The organism is Dorea hominis, assembly GCF_014287705.1.
Lineage (GTDB): Bacteria > Bacillota > Clostridia > Lachnospirales > Lachnospiraceae > Dorea_D > Dorea_D hominis.
Window position 1 is genome coordinate 229916 of sequence record NZ_JACOOY010000002.1, and the last position, 22479, is coordinate 252394.

30 protein-coding genes are annotated in these 22479 nt (G+C 39.9%); 15 read left to right on the forward strand and 15 right to left on the reverse strand.

Translation table 11 applies throughout. The annotated features are described in order from the left end of the window. Window positions 1-6: 6 nt before the first annotated feature. From H8S07_RS02465 to H8S07_RS02490, 6 genes are read left to right on the forward strand one after another with little or no spacing between them, the layout of a single operon-like run. Window positions 7-669: a septum site-determining protein MinC gene (locus tag H8S07_RS02465; RefSeq protein WP_021860996.1), complete on the forward strand. Its 663-nt coding sequence runs from the start codon at window positions 7-9 to the stop codon at window positions 667-669. Further along, the gene (minD, locus tag H8S07_RS02470) at window positions 651-1442 is read left to right on the forward strand and encodes a septum site-determining protein MinD (RefSeq protein WP_021860995.1); all 792 of its coding nucleotides are present in this window, start codon (window positions 651-653) and stop codon (window positions 1440-1442) included. Before H8S07_RS02465 ends, minD begins: the two co-directional genes overlap by 19 nt. Before the next feature lie 12 nt (window positions 1443-1454). Next, window positions 1455-1667: a cell division topological specificity factor MinE gene (locus tag H8S07_RS02475; RefSeq protein WP_118287876.1), complete on the forward strand. Its 213-nt coding sequence runs from the start codon at window positions 1455-1457 to the stop codon at window positions 1665-1667. Next, window positions 1664-2788 carry an FtsW/RodA/SpoVE family cell cycle protein gene (locus H8S07_RS02480; protein ID WP_118287875.1) on the forward strand — a complete coding sequence of 375 codons (1125 nt, stop codon included), beginning with the start codon at window positions 1664-1666 and terminating at the stop codon, window positions 2786-2788. The genes H8S07_RS02475 and H8S07_RS02480 overlap by 4 nt, the downstream gene beginning before the upstream one ends. A gap of 12 nt (window positions 2789-2800) precedes the next feature. Further along, window positions 2801-3196, forward strand: a complete 396-nt coding sequence (gene mgsA / locus H8S07_RS02485; protein WP_021860992.1) for a methylglyoxal synthase — start codon at window positions 2801-2803, stop codon at window positions 3194-3196. Continuing rightward, window positions 3180-4214 carry a D-alanyl-D-alanine carboxypeptidase family protein gene (locus H8S07_RS02490; RefSeq protein WP_021860991.1) on the forward strand — a complete coding sequence of 345 codons (1035 nt, stop codon included), beginning with the start codon at window positions 3180-3182 and terminating at the stop codon, window positions 4212-4214. The genes mgsA and H8S07_RS02490 overlap by 17 nt, the downstream gene beginning before the upstream one ends. 51 nt (window positions 4215-4265) lie before the next feature. On the opposite strand, the gene H8S07_RS02495 is transcribed toward H8S07_RS02490, so the two are convergent. Next, on the reverse strand, window positions 4266-4469 hold the full coding sequence (locus tag H8S07_RS02495; RefSeq protein ID WP_021860990.1) for a DUF378 domain-containing protein: 204 nt from the start codon (window positions 4467-4469) through the stop codon (window positions 4266-4268). A 94-nt stretch (window positions 4470-4563) separates the two neighbouring features. On the opposite strand from H8S07_RS02495, the gene H8S07_RS02500 reads away from it, so the two are divergent. The 8 genes from H8S07_RS02500 (at window position 4564) to H8S07_RS02535 (ending at window position 11153) form a co-directional block, all read left to right on the forward strand. After that, window positions 4564-5514, forward strand: coding sequence for a TIGR01212 family radical SAM protein (locus H8S07_RS02500; protein WP_118287874.1), 951 nt, complete (start codon window positions 4564-4566; stop codon window positions 5512-5514). An 11-nt stretch (window positions 5515-5525) separates the two neighbouring features. Further along, the gene (locus H8S07_RS02505; protein WP_118287873.1) at window positions 5526-6905 is read left to right on the forward strand and encodes an HlyD family efflux transporter periplasmic adaptor subunit; all 1380 of its coding nucleotides are present in this window, start codon (window positions 5526-5528) and stop codon (window positions 6903-6905) included. A gap of 12 nt (window positions 6906-6917) precedes the next feature. Next, entirely contained in the window at window positions 6918-7613 is a 696-nt protein-coding gene (locus H8S07_RS02510) for a YggS family pyridoxal phosphate-dependent enzyme (RefSeq protein WP_021860987.1), read from the forward strand. Window positions 7614-7637: 24 nt separating this feature from the next. Continuing rightward, window positions 7638-8189, forward strand: a complete 552-nt coding sequence (locus H8S07_RS02515) for a cell division protein SepF (RefSeq protein WP_021860986.1) — start codon at window positions 7638-7640, stop codon at window positions 8187-8189. Window positions 8190-8209: 20 nt separating this feature from the next. Further along, window positions 8210-8965 (forward strand): YlmH family RNA-binding protein, encoded by a 756-nt coding sequence (locus H8S07_RS02520; RefSeq protein WP_118287872.1) that lies wholly within the window; start codon window positions 8210-8212, stop codon window positions 8963-8965. 18 nt (window positions 8966-8983) lie between these two features. Beyond that, window positions 8984-9505, forward strand: coding sequence for a signal peptidase II (gene lspA, locus H8S07_RS02525; RefSeq protein ID WP_118287871.1), 522 nt, complete (start codon window positions 8984-8986; stop codon window positions 9503-9505). After that, window positions 9471-10391, forward strand: a complete 921-nt coding sequence (locus H8S07_RS02530) for an RluA family pseudouridine synthase (protein WP_118287870.1) — start codon at window positions 9471-9473, stop codon at window positions 10389-10391. The genes lspA and H8S07_RS02530 overlap by 35 nt, the downstream gene beginning before the upstream one ends. 117 nt (window positions 10392-10508) lie before the next feature. Beyond that, window positions 10509-11153 carry a cytidylate kinase-like family protein gene (locus H8S07_RS02535; RefSeq protein ID WP_021860982.1) on the forward strand — a complete coding sequence of 215 codons (645 nt, stop codon included), beginning with the start codon at window positions 10509-10511 and terminating at the stop codon, window positions 11151-11153. Between the two features lie 71 nt (window positions 11154-11224). Here H8S07_RS02535 and H8S07_RS02540 read toward each other — a convergent pair whose 3' ends face one another. The 3 genes from H8S07_RS02540 to H8S07_RS02550 all read right to left on the reverse strand — a co-directional run bounded on the left by H8S07_RS02540 (window position 11225) and on the right by H8S07_RS02550 (window position 14433). After that, window positions 11225-12280 (reverse strand): tyrosine-type recombinase/integrase, encoded by a 1056-nt coding sequence (locus H8S07_RS02540; protein ID WP_021860981.1) that lies wholly within the window; start codon window positions 12278-12280, stop codon window positions 11225-11227. 453 nt (window positions 12281-12733) lie between these two features. After that, window positions 12734-13729 (reverse strand): dipeptidase, encoded by a 996-nt coding sequence (locus H8S07_RS02545; RefSeq protein ID WP_186855356.1) that lies wholly within the window; start codon window positions 13727-13729, stop codon window positions 12734-12736. Window positions 13730-14073: 344 nt separating this feature from the next. After that, entirely contained in the window at window positions 14074-14433 is a 360-nt protein-coding gene (locus H8S07_RS02550) for a LysM peptidoglycan-binding domain-containing protein (RefSeq protein ID WP_186855357.1), read from the reverse strand. A 271-nt stretch (window positions 14434-14704) separates the two neighbouring features. On the opposite strand from H8S07_RS02550, the gene lexA reads away from it, so the two are divergent. After that, window positions 14705-15322, forward strand: a complete 618-nt coding sequence (gene lexA / locus H8S07_RS02555; RefSeq protein ID WP_021860978.1) for a transcriptional repressor LexA — start codon at window positions 14705-14707, stop codon at window positions 15320-15322. Between the two features lie 200 nt (window positions 15323-15522). Here lexA and rsfS read toward each other — a convergent pair whose 3' ends face one another. The 11 genes from rsfS to H8S07_RS02610 form a co-directional block, all read right to left on the reverse strand. Then, window positions 15523-15864 (reverse strand): ribosome silencing factor, encoded by a 342-nt coding sequence (gene rsfS, locus H8S07_RS02560; protein WP_021860977.1) that lies wholly within the window; start codon window positions 15862-15864, stop codon window positions 15523-15525. A gap of 2 nt (window positions 15865-15866) precedes the next feature. Beyond that, on the reverse strand, window positions 15867-16451 hold the full coding sequence (yqeK, locus tag H8S07_RS02565; RefSeq protein WP_021860976.1) for a bis(5'-nucleosyl)-tetraphosphatase (symmetrical) YqeK: 585 nt from the start codon (window positions 16449-16451) through the stop codon (window positions 15867-15869). Beyond that, window positions 16441-17049, reverse strand: coding sequence for a nicotinate-nucleotide adenylyltransferase (gene nadD / locus H8S07_RS02570; protein ID WP_118519355.1), 609 nt, complete (start codon window positions 17047-17049; stop codon window positions 16441-16443). Before nadD ends, yqeK begins: the two co-directional genes overlap by 11 nt. A gap of 46 nt (window positions 17050-17095) precedes the next feature. Further along, a complete protein-coding gene (yhbY, locus tag H8S07_RS02575) occupies window positions 17096-17386 on the reverse strand; it encodes a ribosome assembly RNA-binding protein YhbY (RefSeq protein WP_021860974.1) in 291 nt (96 codons plus the stop codon). Window positions 17387-17411: 25 nt separating this feature from the next. After that, on the reverse strand, window positions 17412-18695 hold the full coding sequence (obgE, locus tag H8S07_RS02580; protein WP_118519356.1) for a GTPase ObgE: 1284 nt from the start codon (window positions 18693-18695) through the stop codon (window positions 17412-17414). A 126-nt stretch (window positions 18696-18821) separates the two neighbouring features. Further along, the gene (gene rpmA, locus H8S07_RS02585; protein ID WP_021860972.1) at window positions 18822-19106 is read right to left on the reverse strand and encodes a 50S ribosomal protein L27; all 285 of its coding nucleotides are present in this window, start codon (window positions 19104-19106) and stop codon (window positions 18822-18824) included. Window positions 19107-19111: 5 nt separating this feature from the next. Then, a complete protein-coding gene (locus H8S07_RS02590; protein ID WP_118519357.1) occupies window positions 19112-19444 on the reverse strand; it encodes a ribosomal-processing cysteine protease Prp in 333 nt (110 codons plus the stop codon). A gap of 15 nt (window positions 19445-19459) precedes the next feature. Beyond that, window positions 19460-19768: a 50S ribosomal protein L21 gene (gene rplU, locus H8S07_RS02595; protein ID WP_021860970.1), complete on the reverse strand. Its 309-nt coding sequence runs from the start codon at window positions 19766-19768 to the stop codon at window positions 19460-19462. A gap of 95 nt (window positions 19769-19863) precedes the next feature. Continuing rightward, window positions 19864-20667, reverse strand: a complete 804-nt coding sequence (locus H8S07_RS02600; RefSeq protein ID WP_118519358.1) for an amidohydrolase family protein — start codon at window positions 20665-20667, stop codon at window positions 19864-19866. Beyond that, window positions 20657-21079, reverse strand: a complete 423-nt coding sequence (locus H8S07_RS02605) for a CBS domain-containing protein (RefSeq protein ID WP_118519359.1) — start codon at window positions 21077-21079, stop codon at window positions 20657-20659. The genes H8S07_RS02600 and H8S07_RS02605 overlap by 11 nt, the downstream gene beginning before the upstream one ends. Window positions 21080-21094: 15 nt before the next feature. Beyond that, a complete protein-coding gene (locus tag H8S07_RS02610) occupies window positions 21095-22447 on the reverse strand; it encodes an aspartate kinase (protein ID WP_021860967.1) in 1353 nt (450 codons plus the stop codon). Between the last annotated feature and the right edge of the window lie 32 nt (window positions 22448-22479).

The window sequence follows — 22479 nt, forward strand, 5'->3', positions numbered from 1 at the left end:
TTCTATGTGAAAGATCCTGTTCTGATCAAAAGTAACAGATATGGTATGACTCTTCGTTTTGATCCGGAACTTCCGTTTGATCTGTTAAGAGAACGGGTTCACGAAAAACTGCATGCATTTACTCATTTTTTTAATCATGCATGTATGGTAGTAACTTTTGAAGGGCGTACGTTTACGAAAGAGGAAGAACAGGCAATGGCAGAGACAATTGAAGAATCTGCCGGGATTCAGATTCTGTGCCTGACAGACACGGAAGATAATACACAGGAAACACATACTATAACAGATACTCCGGTGTCTGGCAGACATCTGTGCCGTAAGACAAGAGACAATACTTCTAATGATACAGCAGGTGAAGCTTATGACTCCGCAGAGACAATACACACAGAGTATGGACTGTTCTACAGAGGCAATCTGAGAGGACGTGCCATCCTTGAAGCGGATAAAAGCATTGTAATTGTTGGAGATATTGAGACAGGCGCAACTGTCATATGTAAGGGCAGCGTTACAGTGACCGGGACGATATACGGAACAGTCATTGCAGGCGCAACTGGAGATTATAATGCGATGATCGCAGCAATTGATATGAAGCCAGAATTGCTTCGAATCGGTGAGATCGAAGTAAAACCAGTAATAGGAGGAAGTTATTCATGGGCGAGGTTATTGTAATTACTTCAGGAAAAGGCGGTGTAGGTAAAACAACTACAACAGCAAATATCGGTGCCGGCTTATCAGAAGCCGGCAAGAAGGTTGTCGTGATCGATACCGATCTCGGCCTTCGGAACCTGGATGTAGTCATGGGACTGGAAAATCTCATCGTATACAACCTGGTAGATGTGATCGAAGGCTCCTGCCGCTTAAAACAGGCGCTTATAAGAGATAAACGATATGAGAATCTATATCTTCTGCCTTCTGCACAGACGAAGGACAAGTCGGCAATATCACCGGGACAAATGAAAAAGCTGACTTCTGAATTAAAAGAAGATTTTGATTATATCCTGCTGGATTGCCCGGCGGGAATTGAGCAGGGCTTCCATAATGCGATCGCAGGTGCTGACCGCGCACTTGTAGTCACAACTCCGGAAGTGTCTGCGATCCGTGACGCAGACCGTATCATCGGACTGCTGGAAAAAAGCGGTCTCAGGGATAACGCATTGATCATTAACCGGATCCGCATGGATATGGTCAGACGCGGCGATATGATGTCCGTGGATGATGTGACAGAGATTCTGTCGATCCCTCTGATCGGTGCATTGCCGGATGATGAACACGTCGTCATTGGCACAAACCAGGGAGAACCCGTCATCGGAATTGACTCTCTGGCTGGAAAAGCGTATCGTAATATCAGCAGAAGAATTATGGGTGAAGATGTTCCATTTATGGATCTTAACAGCAGCCACAAATTCTTTTCAAAGCTTTCTGGAATTTTCCGGAAAGGGTAGGAGGCAGAGCCTATGTTAAAAAAATCTTCTGTTTTTGTTGCAAAAAACCGTTTAAAAGCACTGGTTACCAGCGACAGGGTGAAATGCACACCAGATTCTTATGATAAAATATGTCGGGAATTGTATGAGACGCTTTCCAAGTATATGGAATTTACAGAAGAGGATTTTAAAGTAGAAATATTCAGAACACAAATTTTAATTAGTTTTTCAGGAGAAGAAGAGTGAAATTACCAAAATTTACGAAACCGTATCGGTTAAGAGATTACAATTTTACATTAGTTACACTTGTTTTTATCTTATCTGTAATTGGAATACTTGTTGTAGGAAGTGCCAAGCAGGTATATCAAAGCCGTCAGGTACTGGGGGTCATGATCGGAATTGTCTTTATGATGATCGTCACATTCATTGATTATGTCTGGCTGCTTGATTTTTACTGGTTTTTCTATGGCTTTTCTATTTTTATACTGGGGCTGGTACTTGTTGCAGGTAAAAAGGTCGGCGGAGCGACTAGATGGATCGATCTGGGATTTACTACCTTCCAGCCATCTGAGATGGCAAAGATCCTGCTGATACTTTTTTTCGCAAAGTTCCTGATGGAACATGAACGGGATGTAAACGACCGTAGCACACTTTGCAAATATGCGATTCTTGCGGGATTACCGTTGGCGCTTATCATTATGGAGCCAAACCTTTCCACAACGATCTGTACTGCTGTGGTAATCTGTTTTCTGATTTATATTGCAGGACTCAGTTACCGCTTTATCGGAACTGTTTTGATAATTCTGATTCCGACAGCAATTATCTTTTTGAGCATTGTTGTGCAGCCGAACCAGCCATTCCTGAAAGATTACCAGCAGGAACGTATTCTTTCCTTCCTTGAACCGGATAAATATGCAGATGATGGAGCCTATCAGCAGAACAACTCTGTTATGGCAATTGGTTCCGGACAGCTTTCCGGAAAAGGACTGAATAATAATACAACAACCTCTGTAAAAAATGGTAACTTTATTCTGGAGCCACAGACTGATTTTATTTTTGCGATCATAGGTGAAGAATTAGGTTTCATTGGAAGTTGCGTTGTTATTGCTTTATTATTATTAATTGTGCTACAATGTATTCTGATAGGAATTCGAGCGAAGGACCTCGCAGGGAGGATCATCTGCTGCGGGGTAGGCGGACTCATAGGAGTCCAGAGCTTTATCAATATCGGTGTTGCGACAGGATTGATTCCGAACACAGGAGTTCCACTTCCGTTTGTCAGTTACGGAATGACTTCTCTTGTCAGTCTGTACATTGGTATCGGAATTGTATTGAATGTTGGTTTACAGCCGAAAAAATACAAATAAGGAGAGAATACAATGAACATAGGTCTAATTGCACACGATTCAAAGAAAACATTAATGCAGAATTTTTGTATCGCATACAGAGGTATTTTAAGCAGACATCATTTATATGCAACCGGGACGACCGGACGTTTGATCGAGGAAGTGACGAATCTTAATATTCACAAATATCTTGCAGGTTCCCTGGGGGGACAGCAGCAGTTAGGAGCACAGATCGCACAGAATGATATCGATGCACTGATTTTCTTAAGAGAACCATATGCACCGAAGCCAAACGATCCGGATCTTAATGATGTGATTCGGATGTGCGATACTTATAATATTCCGTTAGCAACGAATCTTGCTACGGCTGAACTTATTATTTTATCAATTGACAGAGGAGATCTTGACTGGCGTGAAATGTACCGATAATAACAGAAAAAAGAAATCATATTCCAGAAGGAGAAGACAACGTCAGCGGACACTGCGCCTGATGACAGGAATCTTTCTTGTGTTATGTGTTGTTGCCGGCTATCTTATCATTTCCGGCGGAATGGGAACGAAACAGCTTGTCTATGCCTATGAAAAGAAGCAGTATAATAAAGCAATATATACCGGTGAATTATTTGCAAAGGATCTGTGTCTTGTGAATGGCGATACAGAGATGTCCGGTGCTCCGGACAGTTCCACGTATAAAGCTGCGGCGCTGTTTGATGTGAACAATTCTAAGACCACGTATGCATATAATGCAACTGCAAAGATGTATCCTGCAAGTATTACGAAGATTATGACGGCTCTTGTTGCAATAGAGAGTGCAGATCTATCCGAAGAGGTCACCGTAGAAGTAGATTCCTCAGATTTTGCAGCCGATGAACAGACCTGCGGAATCCACAAAGGAGATAAACTGACACTGGAAGCGTTGTTAAACGGATTACTTCTGTATTCCGGCAATGACAATGCAGAGGCAATCGCTTATTACATTGGCGGAAGTATCGAAGGCTTCGCAGATATGATGAATAAGAAAGCACAGGAATTAATGGCTACTAACACTCATTTTGCAAATCCAAGCGGATTACATGATGAGAACCATTATACGACTGCCTATGATATTTATCTGATCTTCAATGAATGTGTCAAACACAAAGAGTTTACAGATATCATCGGAAGATCATCTTATACTGCGGACATTCAGAGTGCCAATGGAACAACACGAAAAGTAACCTGGAAACCGACGAACTACTATGCAACCGGAGAAGCTAAACGCCCATCAGGAGCGACTGTAGTAGGCGGTAAGACCGGAACTACCGCAAAAGCTGGAAACTGCCTTGTTCTTCTTGACCAGACAGATGAGAAGGCACCATATATATCGATTATAATGGGGGCTACATCAAAAGAATTGTTATATAAAGATATGTCATCCATTATTGATCAGATACCAAATACAAATTAGAATTTATATGTAAGGGGCAGCCAGAAATGATTGCCCCTTTTGTGTGTATGATTAATCGGACATGGAACCGATTCTTCCATACAGACTGATCAGATACAGCCCGCAGAGACCTACCAGTGTATAGATAATTCTGGAAAGCCATGTCAGATTTCCAAAAAGAAATGCCACAAAGTCAAAGCGAAAAATACCGATCAGAAGCCAATTGACGGCGCCAATAATGACAAGTGTTAATGATGTATTGTCAAACCATTTCATATTAGAAATACCTCCTTTTTGCTAGTATTACTAATATGACGGAAAATATACAGGATCTGTCATTTTATTCTATTTTAGAGGGACGAAATTCAAAATGGTAAAAGAATCACCGTTATACTATCCTTATTCGGATTATTTAAAAAATAAATATGGAGAGAAAGTATACAAGCTTCCAATTAATCTGCCAATCACCTGTCCAAACCGTTTAAACGGCAAACGTGGCTGCAGCTTCTGCGCAGAATGTGGAACCGGATTTGAATCTTTAGATGCAGTTTATACCGTTACCGAACAGCTTGCAAAAAATCAGGAACATATTGCAAAGAAATACAAAGCGAAGAAGTATATCGCTTATTTCCAGAATTATACAAATACATTTCTTCCACTTAATGATTTCCGGAAATATATGGAAGAAGCAGCACAGTTTCCAGATATTACAGAGCTTGCTGTCTCTACAAGACCGGATTGTATCAAAGTGGAATATCTTGATGTTTTACGTAGTGTTTCTGAACAATACCACTGCAATATCACGATTGAACTAGGACTGCAGACCGCAAATTATCATACACTTTTGAAGATTGACCGTGGACATACACTTGCAGAATATATTGATGCCGCAATACAGATAAAACGATACGGTTTTGATCTTTGCACACATGTAATACTAAATCTGCCGGGAGATACGATCACAGACAGCATCGAAACCGCAAAAATCTTAAGTGCTCTTTCTAATGATTGCGTGAAGGTACATTCCCTTTACATTGCAAAAAACACGCGGTTGTGTGAAGAATACGAAAATGGTACAATAACTTTGTGTTCCAAAGAAGAATATTTCCGGCGTGTAACGGTATTTCTTGAGTATCTGAAACCACGCATTGCAGTAGAGCGGCTTTTCAGCCGTATTCCGGAAAAAGATGCTGTATTCTGCAACTGGCAGACAAGCTGGTGGAAATTAAAAGACGAACTTGAAGCACATATGATAGCCGGAGAGCATTATCAGGGAAGATTATCCGGATATCTTGACGGTGCTGCACTAAATGAAAAATAGGGGGCTGTATTTTGGCAGATAACAAAATGACAAATATTGCGGTTTACCGCAAAAAAACACATATAAATATCGGGATCATTATATTTGGTGCTGTTTTCATTTACCTGTTTGCAACGGTACTGATGTATCTGACCAATAAGCATGTTTCTGCTTATGAAGTAAGAGAGGGATCCATTGTAAAAGATAATACTTATACCGGATTTGTAATTCGTGAGGAGAGTACCATCACCGCAGACCGGGATGGCTACGTGAATTATTTTGCTCCGGAGGAGAGCAAAGTCGGTGCAAGAACCAGTGTTTATACATCATCTGCGAAGAAATTAAATCTAAATAACAGTACTTCCACTGAAACAAATGAACTGAGCAGTGAAGAAGAAGAGGCGATGCTTGTAAAGATTCAGAATTTCAGCGAGAATTTCAAAGAAGATTCTTTTCGGGATGTATATTCCGTAAAGGATTCTGTAAAATCCGTACTGGACAACAAATCCAGTCAGAATCGTCAGGCACAGTTGTCGGATATTCTGACTTCCAATACCGGAACCGTGAGTGTATATAAGGGAACGAAGGACGGCGTTGTTTTTTATTCTTATGACGGATATGAAAGCACGACGGCGAACCAGGTCACGGAGCAGATGATTTCCGGTAAATCTTATGAAAAAAAGATTTTATCCAATAACCAGTATGTAAAAGCGCAGAATCCGGTATACCGTCTTGTTACAGGAGATTCCTGGACAGTGATCATTCCGCTGGATTCCACAACTGCAGATTCTCTGAAAAAGCAGTCCATGGTCAAAGTGCGGTTTCTGAAAGATAATGAAACAGCTTCCGCAGGTCTCACGATCAAAGAGAAAGATGGAGGCTATCTTGCATATTTAAGTTTCCGGAATGGGATGATCCGTTATGCAGATGAACGATTCCTTGACCTGGAACTTATACTGGAAGACGAATCAGGACTTAAGATTCCAAAATCCTCTGTTGTTTCCAAAGATTTTTATGCAGTTCCGGAAGATTACCTGACACAGGGCGGCAACAGCAAGAGTACGGGCGTCCTGCTGGATAATGGATCGGAGAATGCGGAATTTCAGGTCGAAACGATTTATTACCGCGATTCGAAAAAGGGACTTGTTTATCTGAATCCAGCTGATTTTAAAGAAGGGGCTGTACTAATCAAGCCGGATTCTACACAGAAATATACATTAAGTGAGACAAAATCGCTGAAAGGCGTTTATAATATTAACAAAGGTTATGCTGTATTCAAACAGATCAATATTTTATGTAAGAGCGATGAATATTACATTGTGGAAGAGGGAAACGATTATGGTCTGTCTAATTATGACCATATTGCATTAGACGGTAAATCTGTTCAGGATAATGATATCGTCTTTGAATAAAGGAGGTACAACATGTTAAAAGAAAATCTGGAAAGCGTAGAAGAAAAAATTCAGGAAGCATGTAAAAAAAGTGGTCGTAACAGAGAGGATGTAACACTGATCGCGGTCAGTAAAACAAAACCTGTAGAGACACTTCAGGAAGCTTATGATCTTGGTGTCCGTGTCTTCGGAGAGAACAAAGTACAGGAACTGACAGAAAAATACGACTCACTTCCAAAAGATATACACTGGCATATGATCGGTCATCTGCAGCGCAATAAAGTCAAATATATTATTGATAAAGTAGATCTGATCCACTCTGTAGATTCCATCCGTCTTGCTGAGACAATTGACAAAGAAGCGCAGAAACATGATCTGATCGCAAACATTCTTGTAGAAGTCAATGTTGCAAAAGAAGAAAGCAAATTCGGACTTATGCCGGAAGAAGTAGACGGCTTCATTGATGAAATTGCAAACTTAAAACATATTCAGGTAAAAGGACTTATGACAATTGCTCCATTTGTAGAAAATCCAGAAAAAAATCGTACAGTTTTCGCTGATTTACGTAAATTATCTGTTGACATTGCAAAGAAAAACGTTGATAATGTTAATGTGAGTATACTTTCTATGGGTATGACGAATGATTATCAAGTAGCCGTAGAAGAGGGGGCAACAATGGTTCGTGTCGGAACAGGTATTTTCGGTGCGCGCAATTATGCTCAAGTATAAACGGAAGATAGGAGATTATTGAAAATGGGAGTATTAGATAAGTTTTTAGACATCATGAAGTTAAGCGATGACGAAGATTACGATGATGACTTTTATGATGATGAGTATGATGACGATTTTGAAGAAAAACCGAAAAAGAGCTTTTTCAAAAAAAATAATAAGGGAAAAGATTTTGATGATGAAGAAGCAGAAGAGGACTTTGATCTTCCGGAAAAATCTACAAAACCGGTTCATTCAAGCAATAAAGTTACTCCGATGCGTCAGCCTGCAAGAAGAAGCAATGTTAATATGGAAGTTTGTGTTATCAAACCAAATTCCGTAGAAGATGCACGCGAGATTACAGAGACACTTCTGAGTGGAAGAACTGTAATTCTGAATCTGGAAGGATTGGATCTGGAAGTGGCTCAGCGTATTATCGACTTTACTTCCGGAGCTGCGTTTGCAATCAGCGGTAATCTTCAGAAGATTTCAAATTACATATTCCTGGTAACACCGACAGATGTAGATATTTCCGGTGATCTTCAGGATCTTTTAAATACTTCTTTTGATGCTTCTTCCATGCGATCAAGATTTTAAGGATCTTTAACAGCAAAGCTATGAACAAAGAAGAACTTATGTTAAGAAAACGTCTGATTGAATTATCGAATCAGGCTTATCAGAGAGATATCGTAACATTTTCAGATTTTCTGAATCTGAATGAATTAAATATACTTCATACTACGCCAAAGGATCAGTTTCCGGTTGCCTACGAAACTTACGGTGGGTATGACACAGCAGAGCGTCAGATGGTTGCATTTCTACCTGATGCTCTTTGTTATGAATATTTTTATCCAATGAAAACAGTGATAATCGAACCGTTAAATCTGAATTTTTCAGAATCACTGACACATCGAGATTACCTTGGCGCTTTAATGAATCTTGGTATTGAAAGAAGCCGTATGGGCGATATTCTCATTGACGGCCAGAGAGCAATCGTATTTGTTAAACCGGAGATTGCTGACTTTATCGCCGATAATCTGACACGTATCCGTCACACTACAGTACAGACTAAGATTCAGGAACCAGGAGACATTTCCTATGAACCCAAATACCAACAGATAAAGGGGACGGTTCCGTCGGTAAGACTGGATACGATCCTTTCTGTGGCATATCCATTGTCCCGCAGCAAGCTGACCGCTTATATTCAAGCTGGGAAAGTATTTGTAAATGGAAAGCTTATCACAAGCAACGGATGCCATCTGAAAGAGGGAGATTTTATTTCCGTACGCGGGCTCGGCAGGATCATGTATGAAGAAACAATTGCTGCTACGAAAAAAGGGCGTTATATGGTAACTGTCAGAAAATATATTTAAAAGAAAAAGAGGAAAATTATGAAGAAAGAACAATCACGTCCGGTACATTATTTCATTGCAATTATCGCAGTTGCTGCCGGAGTTTTATTTGATCAGTGGACCAAATTGCTGGTACTTACGCATCTTAAAGGACACGATTCTTATATTGTTATAAAGAATGTATTTGAACTTGAATATCTTGAAAACAGAGGCGCTGCTTTTGGAATGCTGCAGGGCAAACAGTTTTTCTTTATTTTCTGTGTCGCTCTTATTGCGTTTTTTTCCATATATTTTTACAGGACAGTTCCGATGACGAAACATTTTTTGCCACTTCGTATCTGTGCGGTATTTATATTAGCAGGGGCGTTCGGTAATATGATCGATCGTGTGATCCGGCATTATGTAGTGGATTTCTTTTATTTTTCTCTCATTGATTTCCCTATATTTAATGTTGCCGATATTTATGTAACGGTTTCGGCATTTGGACTGATTATTTTATTATTATTTTATTATAAGGAGGAAGACCTTGAGCAGATCTTTCATAATCGAAAAGGAAAATAACGGGGCTCGGATTGACCGTTTTCTCGCTGATGCAGCACCGGAGCTTTCCCGATCACGGATTCAGAAGTTAATAAAAGATGCACATATTACTGTCAATGAGAAGCCTGTAAAATCCAATTACAGGCTTCTTACAGATGATGTAATATCTTTGTCCATTCCAGAGCTAAAAGAGCCGGATATCCTCCCTGAGGCACTTCCACTGGATATTCTGTATGAAGACAAGGATGTTATCGTTGTAAATAAACCAAAGGGGATGGTTGTCCATCCGGCTCCAGGCCATTATACAGGTACGCTGGTAAACGCATTGTTGTATCATTGCAAAGATCAGTTGTCCGGAATCAATGGTGATTTAAGACCTGGTATTGTCCATCGTATCGATATGGATACGACAGGCTCTCTGATCGTCTGTAAAAACGATCTGGCACACCAGAACCTGTCTGAACAGCTTAAAGAACACTCAATCCACCGGATTTATATTGCAATTGTACACGGCAATATAAAAGAAGACGAAGGCACCGTAAATGCTCCGATCGGCAGACATCCCATTGACCGGAAAAAAATGAGTACGCATGCAAAGCAAAGCAGGCATGCAGTAACACATTATAAAGTACTGGAGCGTTTCGGCAATTATACTTATATCCAATGTAAGCTGGAGACCGGACGTACACATCAAATCCGCGTGCATATGTCCAGTATCGGACATCCACTGTTAGGGGATCAGGTGTACGGACCGAAAAAATGTCCATTTCCAGGACTTACCGGTCAGACACTTCATGCAAAAACGCTTGGTTTCATTCATCCGCGCTCCGGTGAATATATTGAAGTAGATGCGCCAATTCCAGAGTATTTTAACAATCTTCTTGATATACTTAGAAAAAAAGCATAAATTATCTAAAAATTATATACATTTCACTTGAATTATTGTATAATAATAGATATACAGAGAACCTGTTATCTTCAGCTTCTCTTGTATACGCAGGTATAAAAAAGGAGCGTGATGGATATGGAAAAAACAAATACAATCATTACAATAGGAAGACAATTTGGAAGTGCCGGACGTGAGATCGGATATAAAGTTGCAAAAGATCTTGGAATTAAGCTGTACGATAAAGAAATGCTTGCAAGAGCGGCAAAAGAAAGTGGGCTCTGCGAAGAATTATTTGAGACACATGATGAGAAACCAACGAACAGTTTCCTTTATTCTCTTGTAATGGATACTTATTCTCTTGGATATTCATCCGGAAGTTATGCGGATATGCCAATCAACCATAAAGTATTTCTTGCACAGTTTGATGCGATCAAGAAGATTGCTTCTGAAGGACCGTGTATTCTTGTAGGAAGATGTGCAGATTACGCATTGGAAGATAATGAGAATTTGTTGAGTGTATTTATTCATGCCGATCTGGATGCAAGGATCCGCAGAATTGCCAGAATCTATGATCTGACAGATGCAAAAGCAAAAGATATGATCATGAAAACAGATAAAAAGCGTGCAAGCTATTATAATTACTACAGCAATAAGAAATGGGGATCTGCAGAAAGTTATCATATGAGCCTGGACAGCTCCGTGCTTGGTATCGATGGAACTGCAGAGGCTATTGAGAAACTTGTAGAACTGAAAGAACGCGACAGTAATAAGAAGCTGTAATATCGGAATTTAATTATAGAACCACGCGACTATCGCGTGGTTTTCTTAATACAAGAAAAAGAGAAAGCCGGTCAGCTCTCTCTTAATTTTACAGCAGAAGCGGCAAGACGACGCCGGTTTTCGTCAATTGCGGCATAATGCTTCTTTGTCGTATTTACATCTTTGTGTCCTAGAACATCCGCAACAAGATAAATATCACCGGTTTCTTTATAGAGCGCCGTACCATAAGTGCTGCGCAGCTTATGCGGTGTTATTTTTTTGTTCGGTGTCACCTGTCTGGCATATTTTTTCACCATATTTTCTATAGCTTGAACACCCATACGTGTGCGCCTAGTAGATAAAAAAAGTGCATTTTCATGACCGGAGAGAGGTGTGGCTGCTTTTCTGTCTCCACAGATGTAAGTATCCAATGCATTCGCAACCTCTGACCCAAAATAAACAACCATCTGATTACCACCTTTTCGTGTAACTGTAATTCCATTATTTTTAAAATCTACATCTGTAAGATCCAGTCCCACGCACTCTGAAACACGGATTCCAGTGCCAAGAAGCAATGTCAGGATTGCCAGATCACGATCTCTTGTTTTCCTGTAATATGTTAGTGATTGACCGGTTAAATGTTCGCCTGCATGTTCTACATAGTCAAGCAAGAGCGCTACCTCGTCCGTATCCAGACGAATAATCGCTTTTTCATGTAATTTGGGCATATCAACCAGCAATGTCGGATTTTTCTCAATCATCTGATGTTTGAAATAATACTGGTAAAAGCTACGCAGAGCTGACATCTTCCTGGAAAGCCCTTTTTCACTGTTCGTGATCCGTTCGCCTTCACGGTTATATACTTTCAAATATTCCATATATTCTTCGATATCTACCGGTTTTAAACGCTCCAGATCACTGACTTTAAACTGATCGATTGTGTAATTCTTATAAAACGAATTATTTTCCATCAGGAAATGAAAGAAAACCCGGATATCATATGCATAATTCATTCTTGTTTTTGCGGAAGATCTGGGCTCTATGGCACGAAAATAATCTTTGGCAAATGGCGGCAGCGTCTGCAGGATTTCTCTTAATCGTATCGTTTCGTCAATCTGAATCTGTTCGTGGTATGTTTTGGTCTGCATATATCTTGTGACTCCTTATTATACAATTTATTTACTTTATTTACTATTTGAACTTATTTACACAATATAGATATACTCAACTTAAAAGCTAACTAACATCAATATGAAAAGACTTAGTATCAAGATTAATTTTAATTGCCGTGTATTATATTGACAACTGTATTATACCATATTTTTGATTTTCGTGTCTATATCTTTTGGAAAAATCGGTATTTGTCGTATAGATATATTATGAACCATATTCTCTTTTTGATAACAAACTACGAGATATAATATTATGAATATGGAAAATAAAAACTTTTATTTTATAATAAGAGAAAAGATGGATGTTTGATACAGCAGGAAGGTCAGTTGATAGAGAATCACCTGACCTTCCTGCTAAAAAATATTATGAAGAGATTATGCGTTTATTCATAAATTAAATTATAATAAAATATTTTTTATCTGCGTCTCTTATTTTAATACCTGTTTGTATACTCTGTAGAAGTTCTTATAAGCAATCTTTTCAAGATCTTCATCACTGTAGCCTTTTTTCTTCAATGTCTCAATGAAGTTCCACGCATCTGCTGCAGATAACAGGCCTTTTGTTCCAAGCGGATTCTCGTCAGGTGCACCATTCTTAGAAAGTGCATCTGAACTCAGATAATCTTCAAAATCAAATCCGCATCCGACATGATCAATACCTACCAGATTGACGATATAATCTACATGTTCTGCCAGACCTTCTACGGACTGTTTTGCTTTATCAGGACTGATAAATGCATCCAGACGGTTCATTCCCATTACACCGCCGGTTGCAGCTAAAGCTTTGATCATCTCATCACTTAAGTTTCGTCCATGTGCAGATAATGCTCTTGCGTTACTGTGGGATGCAATAACCGGATGTCCGTCTGATAATTCAATAATATCCCAGAAACCTTTGTCATTCAGATGAGAAACATCCAGAACAATACCAAGTTCATTCATACGTTTGATTGCTTCTTTCCCTTTTGGAGTTAAGCCTCTGTTCTTGTCCCCCGGCCATCCGGAACCAAGAGCATTCTCTTCATTCCATGTTACCATGATATCACGTACACCAAATTCGTCATAATAATAATTAATCTGATCAATATCTTCGCCTATGTAAGATAAACCTTCCAGTCCCATCAATACATTAATCTTACCCTCCGCTGTACCTTTCTCAAAATCCTCATACTTTTTAACGATATTCAGAATATCTTTTGAGTCTTCAATCTCCTGACGTACGGCAGCTTCAATTTGTTTGATACGTTTCTTTGGATCTTCATCATATGGTGGATCAATCCACATTACAAACGTACCACCAAAAACATTACCTTCTTTGAACTTATCCAAATGGTACTTTCTGAAAATATCGCGTTCTCCTTTCAGACTGTGAATTGTAACATCTGACCAGATATCCCCATGTGCATCAAAAAGTTGTTTTTTCATTGTAACATTCCTCCTCTTTTATATTAACGTCTTTTTTCATTGACGTTTTGTATATTTATTATCTCTATATCCGTATTGAAATTCTAAATTCATTATACATCTTTTTGCGAAAATAAACAACATTTTGAAAAATTAAAATAAAAAAGAACAAATTCAGATAACGAAATACCATTATCAAAATCTGTTCTTTTGGTGAGTATAATATATATAAGATAGGGTTTCCCTTATATATCAAAATAGGTTACTAATTACTAATCCTTTGAAATCCACGGGATTAATAACTTACAAGACTTGCAACTGACAACTTTCTCAAGATGCTATGACAATTAAACATCCTTACCTGATTACTGGAAATTCGCCTCATAATATGATACTGTCAAATACTGTCCTGCATGAATATCATCCGAATCCAGATGATTCATCTGCTTTAATTCATCTATATAATCGTAAATGGAATCATAGTTCTGACTCATATATTCTTTTGCAATGCTCCATAAACTGTCTCCTCTGGAAACTTCAATGCTCTTGTAGTACTTATATTCAACAGATTCCTTCGCTGCGTTATCATGTGCTGATACAAGCCGGCTTCCACCGACAATACTACCGGTTAATACAATACCTGCCAGTGCAAGCGTAATACATATTTTTTTCAAAAACACTTCTCTTCTTCTCTTTACTGTTCTACGATTACTTCCCTTACGCATAACTGATTCCCCCTCTGTACAGTTTCGAATATATGTTCCTGAACATTTGTTCTAAATGCATTATATAAAACAAATGTTCGGTTGTCAATAGATTTATTTCAAATAATCGAACATATTTTCTAAACATTTGTTTGCTTTTTAAATATCTCTATGATAAAATATTTTTAGGTATTAGAAAGTTCCTGACATATAACGAACTACAGGTATCACGGCGGAGGATTTTGCTTTGATATCTTATATAATATATTATAGAATACGGAGGCAATGACATATGGCACAGGGAAAGATAAGCGCAAAACAACAGGAGATTCTGGATTACATTAAGTCACAGATTCTGGAACGTGGTTTTCCACCTGCCGTTCGTGATATCTGCGAGGCTGTTCATTTAAAATCTACTTCTTCTGTACACTCCCACTTAGAAACACTGGAGAAGAACGGATATATCCGCCGTGATTCGACAAAGCCTCGTGCGATTGAGATTTTAGATGAAGCATTTAACTTTACAAGACGTGAGATGGTCAACGTCCCGATCGTAGGGCGTGTCGCAGCCGGAGAACCACTTCTCGCAGAACAGAATATTGAAGAATACTTTCCTATCCCAATGGAATTTATGCCGAATAAGCAGACATTTCTTCTAAAAGTCTGTGGTGAAAGTATGATTAATGCCGGAATTCTGAATGGGGATTATGTTCTTGCTCAGGAAGAGAATACTGCACACAATGGTGATATGGTTGTTGCTATGATTGAAGATGGTGCTACAGTTAAAACCTTTTATAAAGAGGAAGGTGTCATTCGTCTGCAGCCGGAGAATGATTTTATGGATCCAATCATTGTTCCGGACTGTACGATCTTAGGTAAAGTTATCGGTGTGTTCCGCTTTATGCGCTAAGATTAATAATTTTATCATTGATTCGCTGGCGGTTTGAGGCTGCATCTGTACGAGTGCATGCATTTTAAGCGTCGTCATAACAAAAAAGCCTGCAAGCGCTGACTTTAACAGACGCACTTGCAGGCCTTTTATCATTTCTATTCTTTATTCTATAATTATTTTCACAAACGCCTTTTAAATCCTTTAAAAGAATTGTTATTTTACATCTCTACCTCTGTCCCATCGCTCCAGGTGCGCTCCAGATTGTAGAAAGAACGGTTCTCTTTATCAAATACATGTACGATAATATCACCATAATCCAGCAGTACCCAAGTTCCGCTTCTATTTCCTTCTGTCTGCTTTGGATGATGACCGACTCTTGCCAGTTTTTCCTGTACATTTTCGACCAGTGCCTTCACCTGACTGTCACTGGTACCGTTTGTGATGATAAAGTAATCAGCAATTACAGATATCTGTGAGATATCGATTACTTTGATCGCCTCGCCTTTTTTTTCGTCAAGTGCTTCATAAGCGATTTTAGCCATGTCTAATGCCTGATCCATCGTCAACTCTCCTTTCCGAGTTTTTCTTTATAATATAAATATGTCTTTTCCGTCATTGGATCCAGTGGAAGATTCCGGCTGTTTAAATATACCAGCGAATCTTTTAAAATTCTGTAGAGACATTCATCAAGATCCTGAAATGCCATTTTCCGCACATCCGCCATATTCGGCAATTCCCTGCGCCCAGGCTCAATGTAGTCGGCAATATACAAAATCTTATCCAGACGGGACATATGCGGTCTTCCTGTCGTATGACAGGCAATTGCATCTACAATCTCCCGATTCTCAACATGATAATTTCTGGCAGCCAGAAAGGCGCCCAGTTTCGCATGGAGGAGACTTGGATTCTTCATCTCTACTTCAGATATGCTCAGGTGATATTTGTCACAGAGACGGATCTTGGTTTCTGAAGGAATGCATTTGGCGCAATCATGCAGGAGTCCGGCAAGCAATGCCTTCTCAATATCTTCGCCATGGCACATAGCGAGCGATGAAGCTGTATACATAACGCCCAATGTATGTTCATAACGGTCTGTGTCCAGTTCTGACTTTAATTTTTTGCGTATTTTACGTACTTTATGATTCATACAAACCTTCCTTTGCAATAAATGCTTCCACTTCCGCAGGAACAAGCCCGGTAATAGGCTCTCCTGCTCTTATCTTTGCACGCAATTCGTGAGAAGATATTGCAATCAGCGGAGACTGTAAAAGCTTGATACGTGCATGGTATTTATCATTCAGGTAAGAAATATGTTCCAGCATTGTCTGTCTGGTATTCCACTCATCCCTGTAAGCAGCCAGCACGTGGCAGACCGCAAGCAACCGCTCTGGATGCACCCATTTTTCAATATCACGAAGAGAGTCCGCACCAATAATAAAATAAAATTCATCTTCCGGATATACTGCATGAAAATATTCCAGTGTCTCATACGAATAGGAGACTTCTTTTCTTTTTAGTTCATAATCCTGTAATTCAAATGATTTGTGATCTTTGATAGCCAGTTCCACCATCTTTGCACGCATATCTGTGTCTGATCCTATAGAATCTAATGCCTTGTGCGGAGGACGTCCGTTTGGCATAAACCATATAACGTCCAGACCGAACTGATCTCTTGCCGTATCTCCGAGCATTAAATGTCCGTTATGGATTGGATCAAACGTACCACCCATAATACCTATTTTCATGGTTGCTTCTCTCCTGCTTACTTTGTTCCGCTGTTTTTCAATTTCACTATGGAAGCTGTATTTTTTTGTTTTTATCTTTTCCTTCTTTGTAAAGGACTATCTTCTTGCCGATCACCTGTACAACCTGGGAGCGTGTACGTTCAGCAAGCAGTGACGCCAGTTCTTTCGGATCATCTGCACAGTTTTTCAGCACACTGATCTTAATTAGTTCGCGTGCTTCCAAAGCTTCAGCAATCGCTTTTGTAAATTCCGGTGTCATGCTGTTTTTCCCGACCTGGAAGATCGGATCCATTGTCATGGCAAGACTTTTTAAATAAGCTCTCTGTTTCGTTGTCATGCTTTCTCTCCTATTTTGTTATCATTTATTTATAATAATCAAACTGCAATCCATACATTCTTACTGTATCACCTTCCTGGATACCGGCTTCTTCCAGTTCATCTAAAATACCGGTGTCTTTCAGGAATTTCTGGAAGAATGCAAATCCCTTCTCAGAATCCAGGTTTGTATAACCAAGCATCTTCTCAATCTTTGGCCCTTCTACAACATATACATTATCTTCCTTTTCAACGGTATATGGAAGATCGATATATAAAAGTTCTTCCTCAGGGAAATATTCCTGTTCAAATACAATCGGTGTATTATCCAGCTTGGCAATTTCGCCGGATACATAATATAAAAGCTCTGAAATACCGACTCCGGTTGCACCTGAGATTGGAAATACACGAATTCCTTTTGGTTCAAATTCGGCCTTTAATCTTGCAACCGGATCTTCGTCTTCGCTGTATATCAGATCCGTCTTATTTGCAGCAATAACCTGCGGACGAGCTGCAATCTCAGGATTGTAAGCTTCAAGTTCGGCATTGATCTTATGAATATCATCAACCGGATCACGTCCTTCACTTCCGGCAGCGTCTACTACATGGATCATCATCTTTGTTCTCTCGATGTGGCGAAGGAATTCATGCCCAAGACCGACTCCTTCAGAAGCGCCTTCGATCAATCCTGGAATATCTGCGATTACAAAACCGCTTGCTCCTTCCAGATCGACAACACCAAGATTTGGATTCAGTGTTGTGAAATGATAATTTGCAATTTTCGGTTGCGCATTTGTTACTCTGGATAACAATGTAGATTTGCCTACATTTGGAAATCCGACAAGTCCCACATCAGCAATTACTTTCAGCTCCAGATTCACCCAGAGCTCCTGTGCAGGCTGACCAGGCTGTGCATACTTGGGAATCTGCATTGTAGCTGTTGCAAAATGCTGATTTCCCAGACCGCCTTTGCCACCTTTTAAAACAATCTGTCTGCGATTATCTCCGGACATATCTGCGATTACTTTTCCGGACTCAGACTCTTTGATCACAGTACCTTCCGGTACTCTTAAAATGATATCTTCAGCATCTTTTCCATGGCAGCGTCTCTTGCCGCCCTGTTCTCCGTCTTTTGCAGAGAATTTTTTGCGATGTCTGAAATCCTGAAGTGTGTTAAGACCTTCATCAACTTCAAAGATGACATCGCCACCGCGGCCGCCATCACCGCCATCCGGACCGCCGTTCGGGACATAGAGCTCCCGGCGGAAGCTGACATGTCCGTCTCCGCCTTTTCCTGATCTGATAAATATCTTTGCTCTGTCTGCAAACATAAATCTTTCTCCTTAAATATATAAAAACCTGTCTAATCGGTTACAATGCAATTTTCTGTTATTTAAAAAGAGTGCTGCCTCATAACTGTGATCAGTTATATCGCAACACTCTCCTCTGATTCTTAATTATTGAGCAACTGGATAGATAGAAACCTGTTTCTTATCTCTTCCTTTTCTCTCAAATTTAACTACACCATCAACAAGTGCGAATAATGTATCATCACCACCGCGTCCAACGTTAACACCTGGGTGAATCTTTGTTCCGCGCTGTCTGTAAAGGATGTTACCAGCTTTTACAAACTGTCCGTCAGCTCTCTTGGCGCCAAGTCTTTTAGACTCAGAATCTCTACCGTTCTTTGTAGAACCAACACCTTTCTTATGAGCGAAAAACTGAAGGTTTAATTTCATCATGGTTGTTACACCTCCTCGAATGTTAGATCAATATATTGTGCATAGTCTTCATCATGTGACATCTCTGTCAATCCGAGAACCATCGACTTAAGAAGAAGTTCCGCATCCGCAGACACTTCTCCATCAATCCGGTAGGAAATGTATCCTTCCGTCTGTTCTGCCTCAAGTATTGCACGATCACCTGTAAACTGATCAATCGCATTTATTGTATTAATCGTGAGAACCGACGCTGCTGCACAGACAATGTCCTTTCCCTCCGGTGCATATCCTGCATGACCTGATGTCTGAAAACCGATGTATTCTTTTGCTGAATTCACATATACTGTTACATGAAACATGGATATTCTCCAATATTAAGCATTGATTTTTTCAATCTTTACTGCTGTGTACTGCTGTCTGTGACCATTTTTCTTGTGGTATCCTGTTTTTCTCTTGTACTTGTAAACGATTACTTTTTTAGCTTTTCCGTTTTCAACTACAGAAGCTTCAACAGTTGCACCTTCAACTGTAGGATTACCGATCTTTAATCCGTTGTCACTTACTGCAAGCACCTGGTCAAATGTAAAAGTCTCTCCGGCTTCTACACCAAGCTTTTCTACTTTAATGATATCGCCTTCGGCTACTTTGTACTGTTTACCACCTGTTGCTATAATTGCGTACATATGGCACCTCCTATTATCATTACTCGCCAATTACGGTGTCTGTCACATGAATTATGGCAGAACTTCAACCTCATTGTGCGGCATACTATTGTATATTAGCACATGTTTCCCTGAAAATCAAGCAGTTTACAAGCATTTTTATAAAAAATCTTATTTTTTTCTTCCTGTGTAAGTTTAGAATCATTTAACAGATGTACAAATGCCCCCTGATCCCGCCACGGAACATCGGTTCCGAAAAGGATCTTATCAGCACCGTGATTACGCACGATCCGAAGAAACTGATCTTCTTTTATCACATCAAGTACCACGGCAGTGTCCAAATATACATCTTTTCCGACCAGGTATTTTTCTACATCATCCCACATCTCATTGCCGCCGAGATGGGCAAGGACAAGGTTCGCAGGGTGAACCTCATCTATAACTTCTGCAGCCATCTCCGGTGTACAGTGAACGTCATCCGGGCATTTCGGGTCAAGTCCCGCATGGACGACAATGATAAGTCCAAGTTCTGTGGCATAATCTACCAGTCTTTTATAACGGATATCATTAAAATACATATCCTGATAATCCGGATGTAATTTGATCCCTTTAAGTCCCAGTTCTTTTATATGCCGGAGTTCTTCTCGGTAATGTTCTGTCGCCGGATGGATGCCTCCGAAAGAGATGACATTTCCTTCCTGATGTGCAGCGGCAAATGTATTGACCGAATCAAACTGGGAAGGCTTTGTCATAGCCGGAAGTGCAATACTTAAGTCTACACCACCCTTTTTCGCAGACTCTGAAAGTCCCGTGTATGTTCCATCTGTCTGCGGTGGCATCTGACAGACCTCTGCCAGAAATGTAATCGTCTTGTCAGCAATCTTATCTGGAAACATATGTGTATGAAAATCAATTACCATTTTTTTCATACTCTTTTATCTTGTCGTAACAATATTTGATAATATCACGTCTTGTGATCATTCCGATAAAATGTTCCTGATCATCCACAACCGGCACAAAGTTCTGCTCCATTGCACGTCCGATCAGGTCTTCCATCTTAGATTCGGCATTGACACACTGGTAATCATTTCTTCTGTCAATTTTCATGATACTGATATTCTCAGCATCTTTAAGATTCAATAGTTTTAATTTTTTGACAGCCCACAAAAGATCACCTTCTGTGATACTGCCGACATATTTTCCCTCTTTATTCAAAATCGGGACACATGTATATCTGTAGTGTTCCATAATTTCCAAAGCCTGTCTGAGTGTATGATAATCATAAATAAATGCAAGTTCACTCTTTGGCTTCAGGAAAAATAAAATATTCATCTTTTGAACAGCCTCCTAAATTTGTGTAGTTACAAAAATATCATAAATTGCTTTGATCGCACCTTCAAAATCATGGTTGCTGACACCAATGATAATATTCAGCTCACTGGAACCCTGGTCGATCATACGGACGTTAATATTTGCATGTGCAAGCGCAGAGAAAATACGTCCGGAAGTACCTCTGGTTGCTCTCATTCCACGTCCTACAACTGCGATCAGTGCAAGGTCAGATTCCAGTTCCAGATAATCCGGTTCCACTTCTCTGTGAATGCCTGCGATCACTTTCTGCTCTTTTTCTTCAAATTCTTCCTGGTGAACAAAAATTGTCATCGTATCAATTCCGGATGGCATATGTTCGATAGAAACATGGTTCTCTTCAAAAACTTCCAACACTTTACGGCAGAACCCAACCTGAGAGTTCATCATCGCTTTCTCCACAGTTACAGAAGCGAAATCCTTCTTACCTGCAATACCGGTAATAACAAAACGTGGTTTCTGACATGTTGCTTCCACAATCAGAGTTCCTTTATCCTCCGGTGCATTCGTATTGCGGATATTGATCGGGATACCTTCCTTGCGCACCGGGAAAATGGCATCTTCGTGAAGAACCGTAGCGCCCATATAGGACAGCTCACGAAGTTCGCGGTATGTGATCACATCGATCGGTTTCGGATTCGGAATGATTCTTGGATCCGTAATCAGGAATCCGGATACATCTGTCCAGTTTTCATACATCTCTGCATGAACCGCTTTTGCAACGATAGATCCGGTAATATCCGATCCACCACGGGAAAATGTTTTCACACTTCCATCCGGTTCAGAACCGTAAAATCCCGGAATTACCGCACGTTCTATATCTGCAAGTTTTGCAGTCAACACCTCATCGGTCTTTTCTGCATCAAAATTACCTTCTTCATCAAAGAAAACAACTTCGGCTGCGTCAATGAATGTATATCCGAGATATTCAGCCATAATCTTACCATTCAGAAATTCACCGCGGGATGCCGCATAATCTCTTCCAATCTTGGCAAGAAAATTCTTACGGATAATCTTGAAATCTTCCTCCAGCGAAATTTTAAGTCCAAGTCCGTCAATAATTGACTGATAACGTGCTTTGATCGCAGTCAGAAGATTCTCAAAATTCTCCATGTGTTCTTCTTTTTCTTCGTCGTCATATGCAAGGATTGCCTGTCCATAACAACTGTACAGCATATCCGTTACTTTTGTATCGTCAGAGGTACGTTTTCCCGGCGCAGACGGAATCACATAACGTCTGCTGGAATCTTTTCTGATGATCGCACCGACTTTTTCAAACTGTTCGGCGCTTGCCAGTGAACTTCCTCCGAATTTAACAACTTTAATTAACATTTTTGTATTCCTCCAGGTTGCCTTTTCTTTTG